The 17,996-nt window shown below is 71.5% G+C and carries 17 protein-coding genes; 11 read left to right on the forward strand and 6 right to left on the reverse strand.

Annotated features, from left to right (window positions below; translation table 11 throughout):
* Window positions 1–89: 89 nt before the first annotated feature.
* The 8 genes from mihF (at window position 90) to ACIBM5_RS15960 (ending at window position 6,253) form a co-directional block, all read left to right on the forward strand.
* On the forward strand, window positions 90–404 hold the full coding sequence (gene mihF / locus ACIBM5_RS15925; RefSeq protein ID WP_396007384.1) for an integration host factor, actinobacterial type: 315 nt from the start codon (window positions 90–92) through the stop codon (window positions 402–404).
* Window positions 405–537: 133 nt separating this feature from the next.
* Window positions 538–1,542 carry a YdcF family protein gene (locus ACIBM5_RS15930; protein ID WP_396007385.1) on the forward strand — a complete coding sequence of 335 codons (1,005 nt, stop codon included), beginning with the start codon at window positions 538–540 and terminating at the stop codon, window positions 1,540–1,542.
* 333 nt (window positions 1,543–1,875) lie between these two features.
* Window positions 1,876–2,067 carry a hypothetical protein gene (locus ACIBM5_RS15935; RefSeq protein WP_396007386.1) on the forward strand — a complete coding sequence of 64 codons (192 nt, stop codon included), beginning with the start codon at window positions 1,876–1,878 and terminating at the stop codon, window positions 2,065–2,067.
* A gap of 327 nt (window positions 2,068–2,394) precedes the next feature.
* Window positions 2,395–2,565 carry a hypothetical protein gene (locus tag ACIBM5_RS15940; RefSeq protein WP_391589311.1) on the forward strand — a complete coding sequence of 57 codons (171 nt, stop codon included), beginning with the start codon at window positions 2,395–2,397 and terminating at the stop codon, window positions 2,563–2,565.
* A gap of 72 nt (window positions 2,566–2,637) precedes the next feature.
* Complete coding sequence (locus ACIBM5_RS15945) at window positions 2,638–3,207, forward strand: MauE/DoxX family redox-associated membrane protein (RefSeq protein WP_396007387.1); 570 nt, start codon at window positions 2,638–2,640, stop codon at window positions 3,205–3,207.
* A 30-nt stretch (window positions 3,208–3,237) separates the two neighbouring features.
* Window positions 3,238–3,792: a hypothetical protein gene (locus ACIBM5_RS15950; protein WP_396007388.1), complete on the forward strand. Its 555-nt coding sequence runs from the start codon at window positions 3,238–3,240 to the stop codon at window positions 3,790–3,792.
* Window positions 3,789–5,705: an ABC transporter ATP-binding protein gene (locus ACIBM5_RS15955; RefSeq protein WP_396007389.1), complete on the forward strand. Its 1,917-nt coding sequence runs from the start codon at window positions 3,789–3,791 to the stop codon at window positions 5,703–5,705. The genes ACIBM5_RS15950 and ACIBM5_RS15955 overlap by 4 nt, the downstream gene beginning before the upstream one ends.
* A complete protein-coding gene (locus ACIBM5_RS15960) occupies window positions 5,702–6,253 on the forward strand; it encodes a S26 family signal peptidase (protein ID WP_396007390.1) in 552 nt (183 codons plus the stop codon). Before ACIBM5_RS15955 ends, ACIBM5_RS15960 begins: the two co-directional genes overlap by 4 nt.
* A gap of 3 nt (window positions 6,254–6,256) precedes the next feature.
* Here the strand turns inward: ACIBM5_RS15960 and ACIBM5_RS15965 are convergent, their stop codons facing one another.
* Both ACIBM5_RS15965 and ACIBM5_RS15970 read right to left on the reverse strand, forming a co-directional pair.
* Window positions 6,257–7,321: a hypothetical protein gene (locus ACIBM5_RS15965; protein ID WP_396007391.1), complete on the reverse strand. Its 1,065-nt coding sequence runs from the start codon at window positions 7,319–7,321 to the stop codon at window positions 6,257–6,259.
* A 1,084-nt stretch (window positions 7,322–8,405) separates the two neighbouring features.
* Window positions 8,406–11,111: an AAA family ATPase gene (locus ACIBM5_RS15970; protein ID WP_396007392.1), complete on the reverse strand. Its 2,706-nt coding sequence runs from the start codon at window positions 11,109–11,111 to the stop codon at window positions 8,406–8,408.
* A 321-nt stretch (window positions 11,112–11,432) separates the two neighbouring features.
* On the opposite strand from ACIBM5_RS15970, the gene ACIBM5_RS15975 reads away from it, so the two are divergent.
* Together ACIBM5_RS15975 and ACIBM5_RS15980 are read left to right on the forward strand one after the other, a co-directional pair.
* Entirely contained in the window at window positions 11,433–12,008 is a 576-nt protein-coding gene (locus ACIBM5_RS15975) for a hypothetical protein (RefSeq protein WP_396007393.1), read from the forward strand.
* Window positions 12,009–12,159: 151 nt separating this feature from the next.
* Window positions 12,160–12,819, forward strand: coding sequence for a hypothetical protein (locus ACIBM5_RS15980; protein WP_391589303.1), 660 nt, complete (start codon window positions 12,160–12,162; stop codon window positions 12,817–12,819).
* Window positions 12,820–13,129: 310 nt separating this feature from the next.
* On the opposite strand, the gene ACIBM5_RS15985 is transcribed toward ACIBM5_RS15980, so the two are convergent.
* Both ACIBM5_RS15985 and ACIBM5_RS15990 read right to left on the reverse strand, forming a co-directional pair.
* Window positions 13,130–14,194: a hypothetical protein gene (locus ACIBM5_RS15985; RefSeq protein WP_396007394.1), complete on the reverse strand. Its 1,065-nt coding sequence runs from the start codon at window positions 14,192–14,194 to the stop codon at window positions 13,130–13,132.
* A gap of 420 nt (window positions 14,195–14,614) precedes the next feature.
* Window positions 14,615–15,319: a TetR/AcrR family transcriptional regulator gene (locus tag ACIBM5_RS15990; protein ID WP_396007395.1), complete on the reverse strand. Its 705-nt coding sequence runs from the start codon at window positions 15,317–15,319 to the stop codon at window positions 14,615–14,617.
* A gap of 157 nt (window positions 15,320–15,476) precedes the next feature.
* Here ACIBM5_RS15990 and ACIBM5_RS15995 point away from each other — a divergent pair, with 157 nt between their 5' ends.
* Window positions 15,477–16,289: an alpha/beta fold hydrolase gene (locus ACIBM5_RS15995; protein WP_396007396.1), complete on the forward strand. Its 813-nt coding sequence runs from the start codon at window positions 15,477–15,479 to the stop codon at window positions 16,287–16,289.
* Window positions 16,290–16,725: 436 nt separating this feature from the next.
* Here the strand turns inward: ACIBM5_RS15995 and ACIBM5_RS16000 are convergent, their stop codons facing one another.
* Window positions 16,726–17,328, reverse strand: a complete 603-nt coding sequence (locus tag ACIBM5_RS16000; protein ID WP_396007397.1) for a dihydrofolate reductase family protein — start codon at window positions 17,326–17,328, stop codon at window positions 16,726–16,728.
* A 159-nt stretch (window positions 17,329–17,487) separates the two neighbouring features.
* Window positions 17,488–17,994 carry an SRPBCC family protein gene (locus ACIBM5_RS16005; RefSeq protein ID WP_396007398.1) on the reverse strand — a complete coding sequence of 169 codons (507 nt, stop codon included), beginning with the start codon at window positions 17,992–17,994 and terminating at the stop codon, window positions 17,488–17,490.
* Window positions 17,995–17,996: the final 2 nt, after the last annotated feature.

The following is a 17,996-nucleotide window of genomic DNA, read 5'->3' on the forward strand; positions in this document are numbered from 1 at the left end:
GTTGGCGAAATTGTTGGTCGAGGCTCCGGGTGGAGGGGCATGATGGGCCCGTTCCGTTCCGTTCCGAGCGATGCGAGGAGAGCACCCCGATGGCCGTGCCGCCTTTGACCCCCGAGGAGCGCCGGGCCGCGCTCGCGAAGGCCGCCGCCGTGCGGAGTGAGCGGGCGGAGGTGAGGGAGGCGCTCAAGCGCGGCCGGTTGTCGTTGGGCGAGGCGTTGGCGGCCGACTCCGACGCCGTGCGCAGGATGCCGGTCCGTGCCCTGCTCGAATCCCTTCCCGGCGTCGGCAAGGCGCGGGCCGCCAGGCTCTTGGCCGAGTTGGAGATCTCCGAGCGCCGCCGTGTGCGCGGCCTCGGCGTTCAACAACGCAACCGGCTTCTGGAGCGGTTCGACCCGCGGGGCTGACCGACAAGGCATGGTGCCTGCGCCGGGCACGGGTCGAGCACGCGATCCGACCGTGACCGCGGCCGTGATCCTGCGTGACGCCCTCCGTGACACCCTCGGGAGTGCCGCCGGGCGCGCTGCATAGGATTCGGCGGTGTTCGCCTATCTCCTTTCCGCATTGTTCTTTGCGTTCTTCCTCGTCGGAGTCCTGCGCGACCGCCGCCGGTTCGGCAACGCCGTGTACCTGGGGTTGGCGTTCGTCGCCCTCGTCGTCGGGCTGCTCGGTGAACTCGATCGGCTGCCGGGGCCGCTCGTCACGGCGGTGACCGTGGTCCTCATGCTCGCGCCGGCCGTGGGCGTGCTCGTACTGGCCGGCGCGCTGGTGTCCAACGGCGCGACGATGGTGCGCCGGGAGGGAATCCGCCCCGCCAACCTGCTCTCGCTGCTGGCGGGGCTGACCATCGTCGCCGTGGTCGCGCTTCTGGTGACGGCCCTGATCACCCGCTCACGCACACTGATCGTGGTGACCGGCGCCGTCGTCCTGGTCGTCGGCTATGTGTCCTTCCTCTTTCTGTGCTTCGTCTGCTACGCCTTCCTCTACGAGCGGTTGCGGGTGCGCCGCTCGGTGGACTTCGTGGTCGTACTCGGCTCGGGACTCGTCGGCGGAGATACGGTGCCACCCCTGCTGGCCGGTCGACTCGACCGCGCGCGAGCCCTCTTCGAGGCCCAAGCAGCGCGCGGCAACCAGCCCGTACTCATCACGTCGGGCGGCCAGGGCCCCGACGAGAACCTGCCGGAGTCGCACGCGATGGCCGACTACCTGATTGCCGGCGGGTTCCCCGCGGAACGGATCGTGCGCGAGGACCGCTCACGCACCACCGAGGAGAACCTGCTCTTCAGCAAGGCGATCATGACGGCCGCCGACCCCGACTACCGGTGCCTGATCGTCACCAACAACTTCCACGCCTTCCGCGCCGCCCTCACCGCCCGGCGCACCGGAGTCCGCGGCCACGTGATCGGTGCTCCGACGGCCCCGTACTTCCGCCCCAGCGCAACGATCCGCGAATTCGTCGCGGTGTTCCTGACCTACAAGGTCGTCAACCTCGGTGTGTGCCTGCTCATTGCCGTATCCGGCATGGCCGCCTGGCTGCGCCTGTGAAAGGCATCCGGGAGCCGGCGACGCCGACGGACGGCGACGCGCACCGGGCTGGAGCTGCACCGGCAGGGCCGGCGTCATGGCACCGGGCCTGGAGCTGCACCGGCAGGGCCGGCCTCATGAGCGGGATCCACGCGAGTCGGCCCGGGCGACGCGAACCGGTCGAACCCACCCGTTTCCTGGGACGGCTCATGCGGATGCACGCGGCCGGGACGCCGTGCAATTCGAAGTCGCCCTCCGGCGGAACACCCTCGGTATCCCTATTCCCACCGGTGGAGGCTCCCTTTGGGGAACACTTGCCTCGGGTAACACTCGCCGCATCCGGACCGGAGCTTCATGGACACGAACGGCTTCAAAGGCTTTCTCCGCAGGCAATGGTTCGGACTCGCGATCTTCGTGTTCTTCCTGATGTTCCACGCGGCGCTCGGCTTCTACTCATGGCTGCTGACCGATCTCGCTCTCGGAGTGGCTCTCATCGGGTTTCTCGTCTGGGGCGATCGCCGGTTCGCTCGGAATCGACGCCCCTGATCGTGTGAGAGCGTTCGGCCCGACGGTGGAACCGGCGGGCCGAACCTGCGGTCAACGATCGACGACCAAGGCATGGCGGGCCGACCCGACCAGCGCCCAGCGAGGCCCGACCCCGGCCACGCTGTTCCCGACCGGGGCCTCCGTGTTGTCCCGGACACGCGGACGGAGCGGGACACGAACGGTCCTTGTCCAGGACATGTCCCGGACGCCCGTTCGGCTTGTCACGGACGCTCCACGCGCCGGAGTCTCGAATCGTCCCTCCCGCCGGATCGCCGCGGCGGCCCGCCGGGAGGGCTTATCGATCCCATCGATCCGAGGAGCGTTCGAATGCTCGCGAAGCTCGAAGCCGTGGGGGCCGGTCTGCTGGCCCGCCTCGTTCCCGAGACCGAGGCTCAGGCCGCGACCTGCAAGGTGCGCTGCGTCGACGGTTGGTACTGGTGGTGCTGCAAGCACGGCAACACCTGGACCTGCACGGACCGTTCCGAGAGCCCCTGCTGATCCGATCCACCCAATGGGCCGGGCGGTTCCCCCCGCGGGAACCGCCCGCCTCCGGCATTGCGGAGCCTGGTCATGCCCTACGTGGTCATCGCGATCCGGTGTGCGATCGCACTGATCTTCGCCGTTTCCGCGTTCTCCAAGGTGCGCCGTCGCGCATCGTTCGGGCTCTTCGTCGCCTCCCTCCGGGAGATGGCGGTGCTGCCCGCCGCGCTGGTGCGTCCGACCGCAGTGGCGGTCGCCGCGGCCGAGTTCGCCGTCTGTACCGCGATCGCCTACCCGTTCGGCCGGACTTGGCATCCGTGGGGTCTGGCGATGGCCGGCGCCCTGCTCGTCGCCTTCACCGTCGGCATCGTGCGAGTGTGGCGCGCCGGTTCACGCGCGACGTGTCGTTGTTTCGGCGCTTCCACCCGCGCGCTGGGTCCGCTGCACGTCGTACGCAACACCGTCTGGGCCCTGGCGGCTCTGGGGGCCGCCTGGTGCGGTTTCGCCGATGCGGACGGCGGCGCGGTGCGAGCCGGCGGGGTGTCGACGGCGGTGGGCGTCGGCGTCCTCCTGGCCGTGTTGACGGTCGAACTCGAAGACATCGTCGACCTGTTTCGCGCACCGGCGGCCGCCCCGGGTGACATCTCGCGTGCCGGCTGACGTCGGTCGTCCCGAAATCCTGGAGATCCCATGCGCTTTCTTGTGGTCGCCGTAATTTTGGTGGGTCTGCTGTGCGCCCTCGATCTGCTCCTGACGCTCGGAGTGCTCAAACGCCTGCGCCGGCACGCCGAACTGCTCGACGCGCGCGTGCGCGACGCCGACGACGTTCGCTTCCCGGTCGCCGAAATCGGTTCCGTGGTCGCCGACTTCACCACGGTGAGCGTCGACGGTCGGGAGTTGACCACGCGCGACGTTGCCGACGACACGCTGGTCGCGTTCCTGTCGCCGAACTGCTCACCGTGTCGCGAGAAGCTGCCGGATCTGGTCGCGTACGCCGCCGCATCGCCGGGCGAACCGGATCGCGTGCTCGCCGTGGTCACCGGAGAACGCGCGCAATGCGCCTACTTTGTCAGGGAGTTGTCCCCCGTCGCCCGCGTGGTGGTGGAGCCCCCCGGCGGCCCGGTCGGCTTGGCCTTCGCCACCTCGGCCTACCCGGCCACGCTTCGCGTCCGTCGGGCGGCCGACGGCCGGCTCGCCGTCGTCGACAACGACGTGGAACTCGCGGCGCCCGGTGTCGGGCGATGATCCCGATACGCGTCACGGGTAGTCGACCATGGGCTGCGACCGCCCTGGCCGTACGGGCCGCGAAGGGCCCGCTGGCGATCCAGGTCGCGTTGACGGTGGTCTCCGGTGCGCTGCCGGTCTGCGTCGCCTGGCTGACCAAGCTCACCCTGGACGGCTTGGTGGAGGGCGTCCCGGGCTCGACCATGGTCGGGCTCGGCGCCGCCTTGGCGGTCGTCGGTCTCGTCGCTGGGATCCTGCCGCAGGTGTCCCATTACGTTCGACGGGAGAGCGACCGCCGCATCGGCTTGATGGCGGACGAACGGCTGTGCACGGCGGTGAACGGCTTCGTGGGGCTGTCCCGATTCGAGGACCCGGCCTTCGTCGATCGGCTACGCCTGGCCCGGCAGGGCGGCGGGAAGAACCCCGGCACCGTCGTCGACGGATACCTCGGCATCGTCCGGGCGCTGCTCACCATCTCCGGCTTCTTGGCGACGCTGCTGGTGCTCAGCCCGCTGATGACCGTGCTGGTGTCGGCCGCGGGGGTGCCGACGATGATTGCGGAGTGGGCCCTGGCTCGTCGCCGGGCTCGTCTGGTGTGGACCATCGGACCCACCGAGCGCCGCGAGTTCTTCTACGGTTCGCTGATTTCCGACGGCGAAGCAGCCAAGGAGTTGCGGCTGTTCGGCATCGGCGGATTCCTGCGGGATCGCATGCTGGCCGACCGGCGCACCGCCAACGCAGCCAAGCGGGCCCTGGACCGCCGGGAGGTGGCCGTGCAGAGCGGCCTCGCCGCACTCGCCGCCGCGGCCTCCGGGGCGGGCCTGATCTGGGCGGTCGGTGCCGCGCACGCCGGACGCCTGAGCGTCGGCGGCATCGTCGTGTTCATCGCCGCCGTGGCCGGGGTGCAGGCCGCCGTGCGCACGCTGGCCGCCGAACTGGCCCGCTGCTACGAGGCGGTGCTGCTGTTCGACCACTATCGCGCCGTGCTCGACTGTGCCCCCGACCTGCCGGTGGCCGCTTCGCCGCGCGCGTTGCCCGCGTTGCGTCGAGGCATCGAGTTGCGCGATGTCTGGTTCCGCTACACCGACGAGCACCCCTGGGTGCTGCGCGGCGTGGATCTGTGGATTCCGTACGGGGAATCGGTGGCTCTGGTGGGTCTCAACGGCGCCGGCAAGTCGACCGTGGTCAAGCTGTTGTGCCGGATGTACGACCCGACGCGCGGACAGGTGCTGTGGGACGGTGTGGACATCCGGGACGTCGACCCCTGCGCGTTGCGCGAGCGGATCGGCGCGGTGTTCCAGGACTTCGTCAGCTACGACATGACCGCTGCCGAGAACATCGCCCTCGGTGACCTGTCCGTGCTCGAGGCGTTGGACGCCGCCGGACCGAACGGCGGGGATGCGGAAGCCCCGGTCGAGATCCGCGCGGCGGCACTTCGGGCCGGCGTCCACGAAACCGTGGCACGGCTGCCACACGGATACCGCACGCTGTTGAGCCGCACGTTCTTCACGGAGGCCGATCGCGACGACCCGGCGACGGGCGTCATGCTGTCCGGAGGACAGAGCCAACGACTCGCGCTGGCTCGCGCGTTCCTGCGTGATCGCCGGGATCTGATGATCCTCGACGAGCCGTCCGCCGGCCTCGACGCGGAGGCCGAACACGAGATTCACGCCTCGCTGCGCCTGCACCGCGGAAACCGCACGAGCGTACTGGTCTCGCACCGCCTGGGCGCGGTCCGCGAGGCGGACGCCATCGTGGTGCTTTCCGGCGGCCGAGTCGTGGAACAGGGCGCGCACCACGAACTCCTGGCAAGGGAAGGCGAGTACGCCAGGCTCTTCACCCTCCAGGCGGAGGGCTACCGAGCCGACGAGGACGAGATCTTGACGACGGCGGGCTCACAACCGGGCACCGAGTCCCTGCGGGAGTTGTCATGAGCGGCTCCGCCCCGCCTCGCGCGATCGCCGGCCGAGTGCTTGCCGCGCTCGCCGTCGGTGCGGGCATCGGTGGGCTGTTGCGCTACGGCCTGGTCACCGTCACGGTGCGGGGGGCGAGCATGGCGCCCGCCTTCCGTGATGGTGACCGGGTCCTGGTGCTGCGCACCCGCGCGATCGGCGCCGGTGGCCGGCTCGTGCCCGCCCCCGGGCGCGGCCGGGTGGTCGTGGCCGAACGGCCGGACTCGGAGTCACCGAGCCCCGACCCGGCCCGGAAGCTGCGCCCGTGGTTGGTCAAACGTGTGCGTGCGGCACCGGGGGACCCGGTGCCGCACGCCTCGGTGCCGGGCCTGGGCGGGACGCCGGACGGTCGCGTGCCGGCGAACCGATGGGTACTGCTCGGGGACAACCCCACAGTCAGCGTGGACTCGCGGGACCTGGGCTACTTCACGTCGACGTCGGTCCGTGGCCTGGTGCTGTGTCCGCTGCCGCCGGTGCGGACGCCCGGGGCAGATTTCGTCGAGAGACCGCGGCGCACCCGCGGCGCGTAGGCGCTACCCGGAGGCCGTGTCCGCCGGCGAGACCCATCGGGCGATGTGGGTCCGGCCCCCGGCGCTTCGGCAGATCAGCCCGCCCTCGACGACTGTTCGCTCCCCACGTTGTGGCGGTGGGAGTTCGAGCAGGCCGCGCCACCGGCCGGTCCGGAGATCCAGGACGGCCAAGCCCGTGGCCTCCCACTCGTAACGGCCACCGGCCAGGTACTCGCGTTCGACCACTGCGGCGAGCAATCGGCCGCGTGTGAAGATCGGCCCGTTGCACGCCCACGTGTCGTCGTCCGGCAGAGGTTCGCCGCTGTGTGCGACGATGCGCGCGCTCGTCCCGGGGGTCCGCCACGGCACGGTCGAGACGAAGCCGTCGGAGTCGAGCACCACGAGGTCGGCGGTGTCCGACAGGGCGATCGCCATGACACGTTCGCCGGGCACGCCCTCGGCCAACGCCGCCGGGTCGGTGTCGAGACCGTGCCACCGCAAGACGCCGTCCGTGGTCCGCGCGACGGCCAAGAGCGCAGTGTCGTCACCGGAGCACGCCGCCAAGGCGATCGTCGTGGACGCGCCGGGCCCGATGGCGATCTCGACTCCCTCGTCCACCACAGCCGGCTGAGCGGTGACGCGCGTTTCGAGCGCCACGTTGTCCATTGGCTCCAGTGTCACGGCGTCGAGCAGAAGCAGCCGCCCGCCCGCCTCCTGCCCGGTGTTCCCTACCAGCACCAGGCAGGCGCCGTCGGCGGTGAACCGGAGCGAGGGCCGGATGGGTCGTCCCGTCGCGACGGGCAGGGCGCTGCGGCGGGCCTGCCCGTCCGGGCCGTGCACCTCGATCGTCAGGTCTGTGCGCAGGACGGCCAGGCCGGTGCCGTCGGGACCGACCGCCAGGGCTTCTCCCGGGACGCGGTAGGGGCAGGACATGACGGCGGTCAGGCCCCGGTGGGAGTCGTGCACGGTGAGCCGGCCGCGGTCTTCCAAGGCGACGAATCGTCCGGCCGGATCCATCGCGGCCACCCGGCCGGCGGCAACGCCGACTTCGACGATGCGCCCGGCGGGGGAGGGGGAAGCGGTCGACATGGCTCTGTTCTACCTCGGAGGTCGGACGCGCAACGCGGGAGCCTCCGAGCAGCGGAGTGCTTCACGAGCGGCCACCCACCCGACACCGCCACCGACCCCCGCGGCAACGCCACCATCCACACCGTCCAGGCCGACGGCAAGGTCGACCGCGTCACCGACGCCCAAGGGCACGAACGCGACACCACGTACGACGCGAACAACAACGTGCGGACGGCCGTCGACGCCATGGGCACCGGAACGGCCGGAACCGGATTCGTCCGCGAACCCTCGGGCAGCATCGTCGGTGTGAACATCGGGGCACCCACCTACTACCACCTCACCGACACCCAAGGCTCCCTCGTCGGTCTCACCGACACCGCCGGCACCAAATCACCTACGCCTACGACCCCTACGGCAACACCCGCACCGTCACCGAAACGGTCCCCAACCCGCTCCGCCACACCGGCGCCCCACCTCGACCCGGCGGGCCTGTACAAGACCGGAGCGCGCAGTCCTGGCCTTCCTGAGACCAGCCGACCCGTCGGGCCCGTCGGGTGCCCCGACGACACCACCGGAAAGGGCAGACATGATCGGGGCCTCGACGACGAGGAACAACAACCATCCGTGGCGAACCTTCGTGGCCGCCTTCGTCTTCCTCTACGTGCTCATCGGCGTTGTCATGACGCTGGCCGGCTCCTCGGCGCAAAGCGCTTGGACCGCGCCCTTGGTCCTCGTCGCACCCGCCCTGGGCGTGGCAGCGGTGAGGTACCGGCGAACACGGACGTAGCAGTCGTCGCCGCGAGCGATGTGTCGGAACGTGACGCCGTCGCGTCGGCGACGGGGCAACGCCACCGCTGTGGGATCGGTGGGTGAGGAGGCGGTGCGGGTGCCGGTGACCCGGACGTGCCCCGGCGACAGGAGCGGGAGCGGGACGCGGAAGGTTTGTGCACGGCGGTTCCGTTGGTGATGGTGCCGTAGGTGACGGTGCCGGTGGTGGTTGTGCATTCGGCGGACAGGTTCGTCGGGGTTGCGCCCGGGGGCGGCGTGGCGGCGACGGTTGATCGCCGAGTTCTTCGTCTCCCTGATGGACGGTCCCGCGCAGGCTTCAGGTAGTCCTTGCGGTGGGCAGGATCGAGCGCAGGCCGTGGCGGTCGCGGACGCCGACCTTTCGGTAGGCGCGGCCCAGCGTGTTGTCGACGGTGCGAATCGACAACCCGCACGTCACGGCGATTTCCCTGCTGGTGTGACCCTGTGCGGCCAGGAGGGCGATCTGATGCTCGCGGACGCTGAGGCTCGCGGCGGTGGACAGGGTCGCCAATGCCGGCGTGGCCGCCTCCTCGCATTCCGCGACCAGGAGCAGTGCCCGCGATTCGGCGCGTCGGGCCGCCGCTTCCGCGCGTGCGTCGTGCGCGTGTCGGCGCAGTCGGGCGGACCGGGCCAGGCACTCGGCCGCGAGCAATACCGCGCCGTGGGCGGCCCACTGGTCCGCCACGGCGCTCAGCGCGTGCGGGTCGGCCGTGGCGACCGCGCGGGCATGGGCGGCGCGAGCCGCCGCGTTGTGCCCTTGGACCACGTCGGTCGACGCGATCACGCGGATCGCCGCTGCCCGGTCGCCCCAGCGGACCAGGTCGTGTTCGAGGGTCAGGGCCGCGCTCGGGTCGCCCCGGTCGCGGGCCGAGGCGGCGCCGGCGCGCAGGACCGCGTGAGCCTCGTCCGCGTGCCCGCGGCAGCGCAGCGCCCAGGCGTACGCGCGCGTGGTGTCCCACCCGCACAGCGCGCTTTCGCCGTCGGCGATGGTCAGGGCGAGCTCGTCCGCCTCCGCTCCGGCGTGGCCGGCCTGGGCCCGGGCCAGGACCAGGCCGGCGAGCGCGCGCTGCTCGGCGAATCGGTGGCCCTGCACATGGGCCTGGGCGCGGGCCTCGGCGAAGAGTGTCGCGGCCTCCCGTAGGCGCCCGCGATCCAGCGCGATCCGGCCGTGTACCCAGCCGAACCACACGACCAGCGCCGGAACCGGTGCGCGCAGCAATTCGTCCAGGCCCTCGACGAGTACGCGTTCGGCCTCGTCGAGGCGACCGGCCTCCAAGAGTGCCCAGGCAACCAGGTACGAGCTGCGGGCGGGATAGAAGACCTCGGTCCGGTCGGTGATTTCGCGGTGCGCGGCGTACGCGGCGCGGGCCGTGCGGATCGCGTCCTCCGGCCGCGCGCGGGCGAGTTCGATGCGCAGGCGGGCCTGGAGATGCAGGACCAGGTCCGGTCCCGGCCGATCGTCGGCGCCGAGGCCGGGGCCGGCGTCGAGTTCGTCGCCGGCCCGCGCGACTCGTCCCGTCGCGCCGAGGATGGTCGCGGTCCACGCGGACAGCGCGGGGGAGGGGCCGGCCCGACGAGCGGCCTCGCGCAGTACGGCCAGCGCGCGGGGCAGGTCACCGGGCCCGTAGAAGTGGTGCACGGCCAGGGCCAGTCCGGCCGGATGGGCGTCGGCGCCCCGGGCCGCGGCGAAGGTCTGCTCCAGGACCGCGATGCCCTCCGCGAACTCGCCCCGCTGTCCCAGCGCTTCGCCCAGCATCACCCCGGCCCGCACGTCGGGTCCGTGCCGCAGGGCGGCTCGGGCCAATCGGCACATGGTCTCCACGTCGCCGACGCCCAAAGCCTCGGCGGCGCCGCGGACCAGGAGTTCGCTGTCGGCGGTGCCGGTGGCGGCCAACTCCCAACGGGCCAGGGCCAGGGCGTCGCCGGTGCGATGCGCCCCGTGCGCTCGTACCCGCGCGGCCTGCTCCAGCAGGATGGCGCGGGCGCGCAGTCGGCCCACGCCGGCCCGCAGGACGGGCGCGTGGGCCGGTTGGGCGAGCACGAGGCGTTCCCGACGGTCGTCGCGGCGCAGACCCACCAGGTGCGCCGCCTCCAGGTCGGCCAACGCGTCGGCCGGGGTCTCCGGCGGCAGGTCGCACAGCGCGATCGGGCCGCACAGCGCGAGGAGTTCGAGCACGGCCCGCCGGTCGGGGGACAGCAGGTCGATCCGTTCGTCGAACGAGACACCCTCCAGCGAGTCGGCCAAGGGCCGCTTCAGGCACCAGATGCCGTGGGCCGGGCCCAGCCGATCGTCCGCGATCGCGGCGCGCAGCGCCTCGCGGAGGTGGAGCGGGTTGCCCTGGCCCGACGTCCACAGCGCGCGGACGGCGACCGTGGTGATCGGCGCGCCCAGGGCGGCGCGGAGCAGGGCGCCGGCCTGCCCGACGTCCAACGCGGGCAGTGCCACGTGCCGCAACGCGCCGCGACGCCACAGCGAGCGCAACGGATCGGGCCAATCGGCGCCGTCGGGCAGCGTGGCCAGTAGGAAGATCGTGTCTTCGGCCAGCAACAGCGCCAGCAGTGCGGACGAGGACGCGTCGAGCAGGTGGACATCGTCGATCGCGACCACCGGCCTGCTCCCTCCGGCCGCCCGGCGCGCGGCCAGTTCGTCGCGTACCTGCCCGAAGAACGTCGCGGGCTCCTCCGGGCGCGCGCCGTGGGGCACCAACGGGGTCAGCGCCGACAACGCCACGGACGCCGAAGCTCGGGTGGCCCGCACCCGTACGATGTGCCGACGCCGAGAGGCGGTTCCCGCCCCCGCCCTCGGCGGGCGGACGTCCGCCGGATCACCGCCACCGGCGGACCGGCCGAGGAACTCCTCGACGAGACGGCTCTTGCCGATCCCACCCGCCCCCGTGATCACGGTGCCAATGCAGGTGGACGCGCGTAACGCGCGCTCCAGCTCGCCCAGTTCCACGTCGCGGCCCACGAACGGCAAGCGCGTGTCTCCCGGAGCGATGTCCATCGTGACCCCCGTACCCCCGTCGTATCGGCCCCCCGGCCACGGCCCGCGAGACGGACACGTTCTCGGCAGCATGCCGGCCCCGGCTCGCCGCCGCACGAATTCGCGCCCTCGGAGCCCGCGTTCGTTCGACGGGTCGGCGGCTCGATGGAGTATGCGTCGCGCCGAAATGGAGTAGCGGTTCACTCTGTGTGCGGCGAAGCGGCCCGGTTGACAGTAGCTGTGCCGAGGACCGGTCGACCACGTGCCGTCCGAGGTCCCGGCATTCCATATCGCTCGTCGGGCCGATCCGTTCGGCGCGACGTCATCGAACAGGACACCGATGTGAACGCGAGACGACTTACCCGTCGGTTGGCGCCGTTGGCGTTGATCACCGTGATCGCGGCCGGCACCCTCACGGTCGGCACCGCCGCCGCGGAGCGCTGCCAGGACTGCGAGCCGGGCGGCGGCGGAGGCACCGGCGGCGGCACCGGCGGGGGCGGCGGCGGTACCGGATCGACCGGACCCACCCGCCATGTCCGGCTGACCGGCTCCGTCGCGACGACCGACGCGGAGGGCATCTTCGGCGACGACAAGCACTGCACCGACGCCTTCGCGTACGAACTGGCCGCGCCGATCGGCCAGTGGACGGTGAGCCGACGGGACAGCTTCTGCGGCGGCGAAGTGCGGTTGGAGACGTATGTGGACGTCTTTCCGGCGGCCGACGGAACGATGCAGGCGGTGGTGCGCCTCAAGCTGTTCGAGGGCACGAACTACCAGACGCAGGACCTGGACGGCGAGGCGAGCAAGATCCTGCCGACCATCGCGGTGGGCGGGTCCGGCGGGGCGAACGTCTATGTGCACAGCGGCGAGGGCGCCGACGACGACGGCAGGTCGGACATCACCATCGAGAACTTCTGAGTGGGACCCACCGAACGGGAGTAGTTCCGAGTGGGACCCATCGAACGAGAGAACTTCCGAGTGGGACTCACCGAACGAGAGAGCTTCCGAGTGGGACCCACCGAACGAGAGAACGGCTGAGCGGGACACACCGAATGAGGGGGACGGATCCATGCGAGACAAGCTTCGGCGGCGGATGCGCAAGGCGGCTGTGCTCACGGCAAGCACCACCCTGGCGATGGGCGCGCTGACGATCGGCTCCGCGTCGGCGGAGCGCTGCCAGGACTGCGAGCCGGGCGGCGGCGGGGGCGGCGGTACGGGAGGCGGCACGACCACGCCGGTGGTCTACCGGCACGTCGGCCTGGAGGGCTGGGTGAACCTGTACGACCACGAGGGTGGCAGCACCTACACGCGCTGCGAGGGCAGCGGCGGCGACTACTTTTGGTACGACCTGCAGGCGCCGGTCGGCCAGTGGACCGCCAGTCGGCGGGACAGTTTCTGCGGCGGCGAAGTGCGCCTGGAAACCAGGATCGAGGTCAGGCCGAACGCCGACGGCACGCTGGACTACCGCGGCACCCAACTGCTCTACGAGGGCACCAGCACCACGACCAACGACCTCGACGGCAAAGCGGCGATCCCGCAGGCCGCTCCGGTGGGCGCGGGGGCCACCGCGGGCTTCGACGTCGCGGCCAAGAACGGCAACGAACAGGGGCATATCAACTTCGAGTTCGGCTCGACCGACGACGGCTTCCAGGTCTCGTTCAACTGGGTGCACGACGAGGGCGACCCCACCGACTTCACGGTCTCCCGCTTCCGAGTCCACAACGTCTGACCGGGTGATCGCACGACCCGATCACCGGTTCGCCACCCCGGTGTTCGGGTCGCCTCGGTGTTCGGACCACGGCCACTTGCGGACGCAGCAGGCGGCACGTCCCGGCCCACCCGCCGTCCCCGACTCCGGCGCGCCCGGCGGAGGCCCGGGGTCGGTGACTCCGGGGCTACCACCCGTGACCACGCGTAGACCAGCGGTGGGGGCCGGCCGTGGTGGGCGCCACGTCCGAACCCCGAACCGGGAACACGAGCACGATCGAGGGTCGAGTCGAGGCTTTCACATGCACAGGCGTCGAAGTACCCCGGGAGTGCTACAGCTTGTAGGTGTTGCCGCCCGTGTCCTTGACGGACTTGCACGTGCGGCCGGTGTCCGTCCCCGAGAAAACCGCCGACGCCTTCCTGTTGTAGTAGTCCACGCTGTAGGTGTTGTCCGAGAACGTGTTCCCACCGCTTCCGCAGATGTCCGCCCTCGGGAACGCCCAGTAGGTGAACATCCCGTGGTTGCCGTTCCCTCGGATCTTCCCCTCGAAGTCGCGGCCCTTCTTGAACACGTTGTTCCGGACCTTGTTGCCGCTGCTGCCGTCACTGGCACGGACCGGGTCGCCGGAGACGACCTGGAAGGTGTTTCCCTTCACCAGATTCCCGTTGCTCCCCGGGGTCTTCTGCGTCTGGTTGAAGGCGAGGTAGACGCCGTGGGTGTTGCCCGGGGCGTCCTTGTTCTCGAGATTGACGAATCGGTTGTTGGTGATCCTGGCCTGCGAAACGTAGTTCAGGTGTACGCCGGCGTAGCCGTTGCCACCCTTGACCCAGGCATTGCCGATTTCCTTGAAGGTGATCCCGTCGACCACCAGCCCCTTGACCGGACCGTCCTGCCTGGTTCCGGTGGCCTTGATCCCGCCGTCGCCGTAGCGCTGCACGGTGTACGGCCCCTGGAAGTTCAGTTTCGGCGACTTCGGACCGACCTTCGTCCAGTACCCGTCCTTGGCCGCCCGCCCGTCGAAGGTGACGGGCCCCGTCCCAGGCTGAGCCTTGACGGTGACGGTCCCGGAGGCGATGCCCGGCGCCCACTCGACCCCGGCATCCGTGTAGGTGCCGCCGCGGAGCATGATCGTCGCGTTCTTCGTATGTCTGGCCTCGAGCACAACCTGGGCGTCACGCAGGGACCTGACCGGACTCTGCGCAGTCAGGCCGGTTTTCCCGGCCGTCCGCGCAAGCGAATCCCCTGAACGGTCGGCCGGCGACAACCCGTCGGGGTCGACGTAAACGGTGACATCCTCGCCTCCGGCCGGGGCCGCCAGTGCCTCCGGCCCACCCGGAACCAGGACCAGCACGGCCGCCGCCAGGCCCGGCAGACCGAAGCGTAGGTGTTTGCGCATGGGCGTTCCTCCGCATCCGAACGTCATGGGAGGCACGAGGGAGAAGTCCGTCCCCGCCGCTCGTGCTGCCGAGGACGCTGCCGTGTGCACACCACCACCGGCAAGCACTTCACCCCGTTCGGGACTGTTCGGGACTGTCCCGGACAGCCCGTCCACCCCGATACCGAGGTCCGCCGAGGCGGCGCGGCGCTTGGCCGGGGCGACGATGGTGGCGCCGTAGGCGACGAGTCCGTGGCCTCGGCGGGCGATGTGTACGTGGTGGCCCGGGGCCGGTGGGGCGACGACTCGGCCGCCGAGCTGCGCCGCCGGATCTCTCACCGGGACTGGCTCGACCGGGCGGCGCGGCTGCGCCCGGTGACCGTCCACCGGTCCGACGCGCGATCTCGTTTCGGCACCGACGGAGCGCTCGGCGTGGGACGTTCAACCGTCCGTGTGCGGGTGATCGTCGGTTGTCGGCGGTCTGTGGAGACCGTGTTCGATCATGTCGACGAGGTCGTCGGTGGACGCGCGGGCCTGGGCGGGGGTGAGGCCGCGCAGGGGGCCGTCGACGAGGAGCGCGGCGAGGCCGTGTACGGCGGACCAGGCGAGGAACTCGGCGCCGGGGCGGCGGCTTTCGTCGAGTGCTCCCGCGTCGACCAAGCCGTCGAGGGCGTCGCCGAGGATTTGGAACGGGGTACGGCCCGCGGGGCCGGCAGCGGTGCTGTCCTCGGCCCGGGCCATGTCGGCGTGGAAGGTGAACGCGATCCGGAACAGGCCGGGTTCGGCCTGGGCGAAGGCGACGTAGCCCCGGCCGACGGCGCGGAAACGGGCGCGGGCGGCGGCGAGTCGGTCGGCGTCGTCGGCCGGATGCGCGGTGGCGGCGCCGATCTCGGTCTCCATGTCGGCCGCGAGTCGGGCCATGGCGGCCTGGGCGACGGCGGCGAGCAGGGCGTGGCGGTCGGCGAAGTGCCGGTAGGCGGCGTTCGGGGCGACGCCGACGCGGCGCGTGACCTCCCGCAGTACGACCGCGTCCGGCCCTCCGGTGCGGGCCAGTTCCAGCGCGGCTTCGACCAGGGCGTGGCGCAGGTTGCCGTGCCGGTAGGTGCTGCGCGAGCGGGACGGGGGCTCGGGGGTGTCGACGGGCACGCTTCCTCCATTGTGGACGGCGTCCACATGTGTGTGGCAGGATTCCGGTCGTCCGCCACGGCGCCCGGATCCCGGCCGCGCGCACCATGTGGACGTTGTCCACAATAGCGGTCCGCCGCGCGAGCAGTGGCCCCGCACACACCCCGAAAGGCTCGTCATGACCGTCACGCTCGACACCACCCCCGCCACCGTCGTCTCCGCGGACGGCACGCCGATCGCCTACACCGCCACCGGCACCGGCCCTGCGGTCGTGTTCGTCGACGGGGCCCTGTGCCACCGCGCCTTCGGTCCCGGCCCCGCCCTCGCCGCGGAGCTGGCCGCGCACCACACGGTCCACACCTACGACCGGCGCGGGCGCGGCGACAGCGGCGACACCGCGCCGTTCGACGTCGAGCGCGAGATCGAGGACCTCGCCGCGGTCATCGCCGCAGCCGGCGGGACCGCGTACGTCGTCGGGATGTCCTCGGGGTCCGCGCTCGCCCTGCGCGCTGCCACCGCCGGCATCGGCGTGCGCAAGGTCGCGGTCTACGAGCCCCCGTTCACCACCGACGACGACGGCGCCGCGCACTTCGCCGACTACGTTCGCAACCTTCGCACCGCGCTCGCGGAAGACCGGTACGGTGACGCCGTCGCCGAACTCATGCTCTACGCGGGCGCCCCGGCCCCGGCGGTCGAGCAGATGCGCGCCATCCCGCTGTGGCCGGCCTTCGAAGCCGTCGCGCCCACCCTCGCCTACGACGCCGAGGCACTCGGCGTCGACACCGGGGCGGCCGTCCCCGTCGGGCTCCTCGCGGACATCACCGTGCCCGTCCTGGCCGTCGACGGCGGCGCGAGCCCCGAAACCCTTCGTGCCCCCACCCGCGCCGTCGCCGCCGCGACCCCCACCGCCCGGTACGCCACCCTGCCCGACCAGACCCACGAAGTCGCCCCGGCCGTCCTCGCTCCCGTCCTCACCGACTTCTTCGCCTGAGCACCCGGGACGGACCCACGTGGCCGAGCGATCACCCGGGATGGACCCGCGTGGCCGAGTGATCACGCAGGACGGACCCACGTGGCCGAGCACGGCCGCGGCGGCCGGGTGGACGAGGGTCGCCGAGTGCGCGAGGCCGGCATCTCACGCGGCAGGCGCCGAGTCGCCCGGCCGAAGCGCGAGGTGTGCGGCGACATGGCCCGCACCTCCACCGCCGAAGGCCGGCCGGCCCAGTGGCGGCCGGGCCCCGGGCGGCGGAGGCGGTTCCCGGGTCCGCCTCGGCGGGAAGCCGCTCCACCGGCGCTTGGACGGCGGCTGGGGTGCGCCGGCCCGTACCGCGACGGTGGCGGGGCCCACGGCGGGGGCGAACATGAGGGGGTGGGCTTCTCCCTCTGGTTCGCCTCGGGCCGGTTCGTCGGTCGCATTCGCCCGGGGCTCAACTCTTGCGGCGGTAGCGGATGTGGGTGGCCAGCGGGGAGTGCAGCACCTCGGCGGGCTCGAAGTCGAAGTCGACGCCGTCGAAGATCCGTTCGCCCGAACCGAGGAGGACGGGCGCGATGTCGAGGGTGAGTTCGTCGATCACCCCGGCTGCCAGTGCCTGCCGGACGACCGAGGCACCGCCGGCGATGTCCACGCCCTTGTCGCCTGCGGCCCGGCACGCCGCGGAGTATGCCGCGTCGAAGCCGTCGGTGACGAAGTGGAACGTCGTCCCGCCGTCCATCTCGATCGGATCGTGGGGGTGGTGGGTCAGTACGAACACCGGCGCGTGATAGGGCGGTTCGGCGCCCCACCAGCCCGACCAGTCCTCATCCCAGTCCCCGCGGATCGGGCCGAACATGTTGCGGCCCATGACGTATGCGCCCCTCGGGCGCATCACCCACTCCTTCGCGATCCTGTCCGCGTCGTTGGCCCGCGGGTCGCCGAGGTGCCAGCCGTGCAACTCCAGCCCCCGCTTTCCGATGGGGTCCTCACGGCTCTGGTCGGGTCCGGCGACGAAGCCGTCCAGCGAGATCGACATGTGGCAGGTGGTATCCGACATCATGAACTCCATCCGGTTGTTGCGACCGGGAAACCGCTTGTGCGGATGCCGGTCCGATTCGATCGCCGATTCGCCGATTCGCCGATTCGCCGGTACGCGGGTTAGCCGGTTCGCCGGGTCATCTTCCGCGGAGGTGAGCTTGTCGCCGTTTCCCGACCATCAGTCCTCCGCTCCCTTCCGGGCGATCTCGGTGAGGTAGGCGGCCAGGTTGCTCAGGGTCTGCCGGCCGCGCTCGATCGCACGGTACTTTTCGGCCGCCTCGTCACGCTGCTCCTTGGTGGGGAACACCGTGTGCATCTCGATCCGGGTCGCCGCGCCGTCGAGCTCGAACGTGAGGACCGACTCGAAGGCGTTCGGGTCGTCGCGGGTCTCACCGTGGAGCATCGCGATCCGTTCCGGCGGGACGAGCTCGGTCCAGGTGATCAACTCCTGGTAGTCCGTCCCGTCCGGTCCGTGCATCACGAAGTCCCACTCCCCGCCGACGCGGAACTCGAACGCCCGCGTGGTGGTGGTGAACCCCTCCGGTCCCCACCAGTGCGACAGGTGCCGCACGTCGGTGAACGCCTCGAACACCAGCTCCCGTGGGGCGTCGACGAGCCGGGAGACGACGATCTCGCGGTCGGCTGTCGCCGACCGCGCCGGCTTTCCTCGTTCTGTCGTGCTCATCG

This window comes from Embleya sp. NPDC050493, assembly GCF_044458105.1.
GTDB lineage: Bacteria > Actinomycetota > Actinomycetes > Streptomycetales > Streptomycetaceae > Embleya.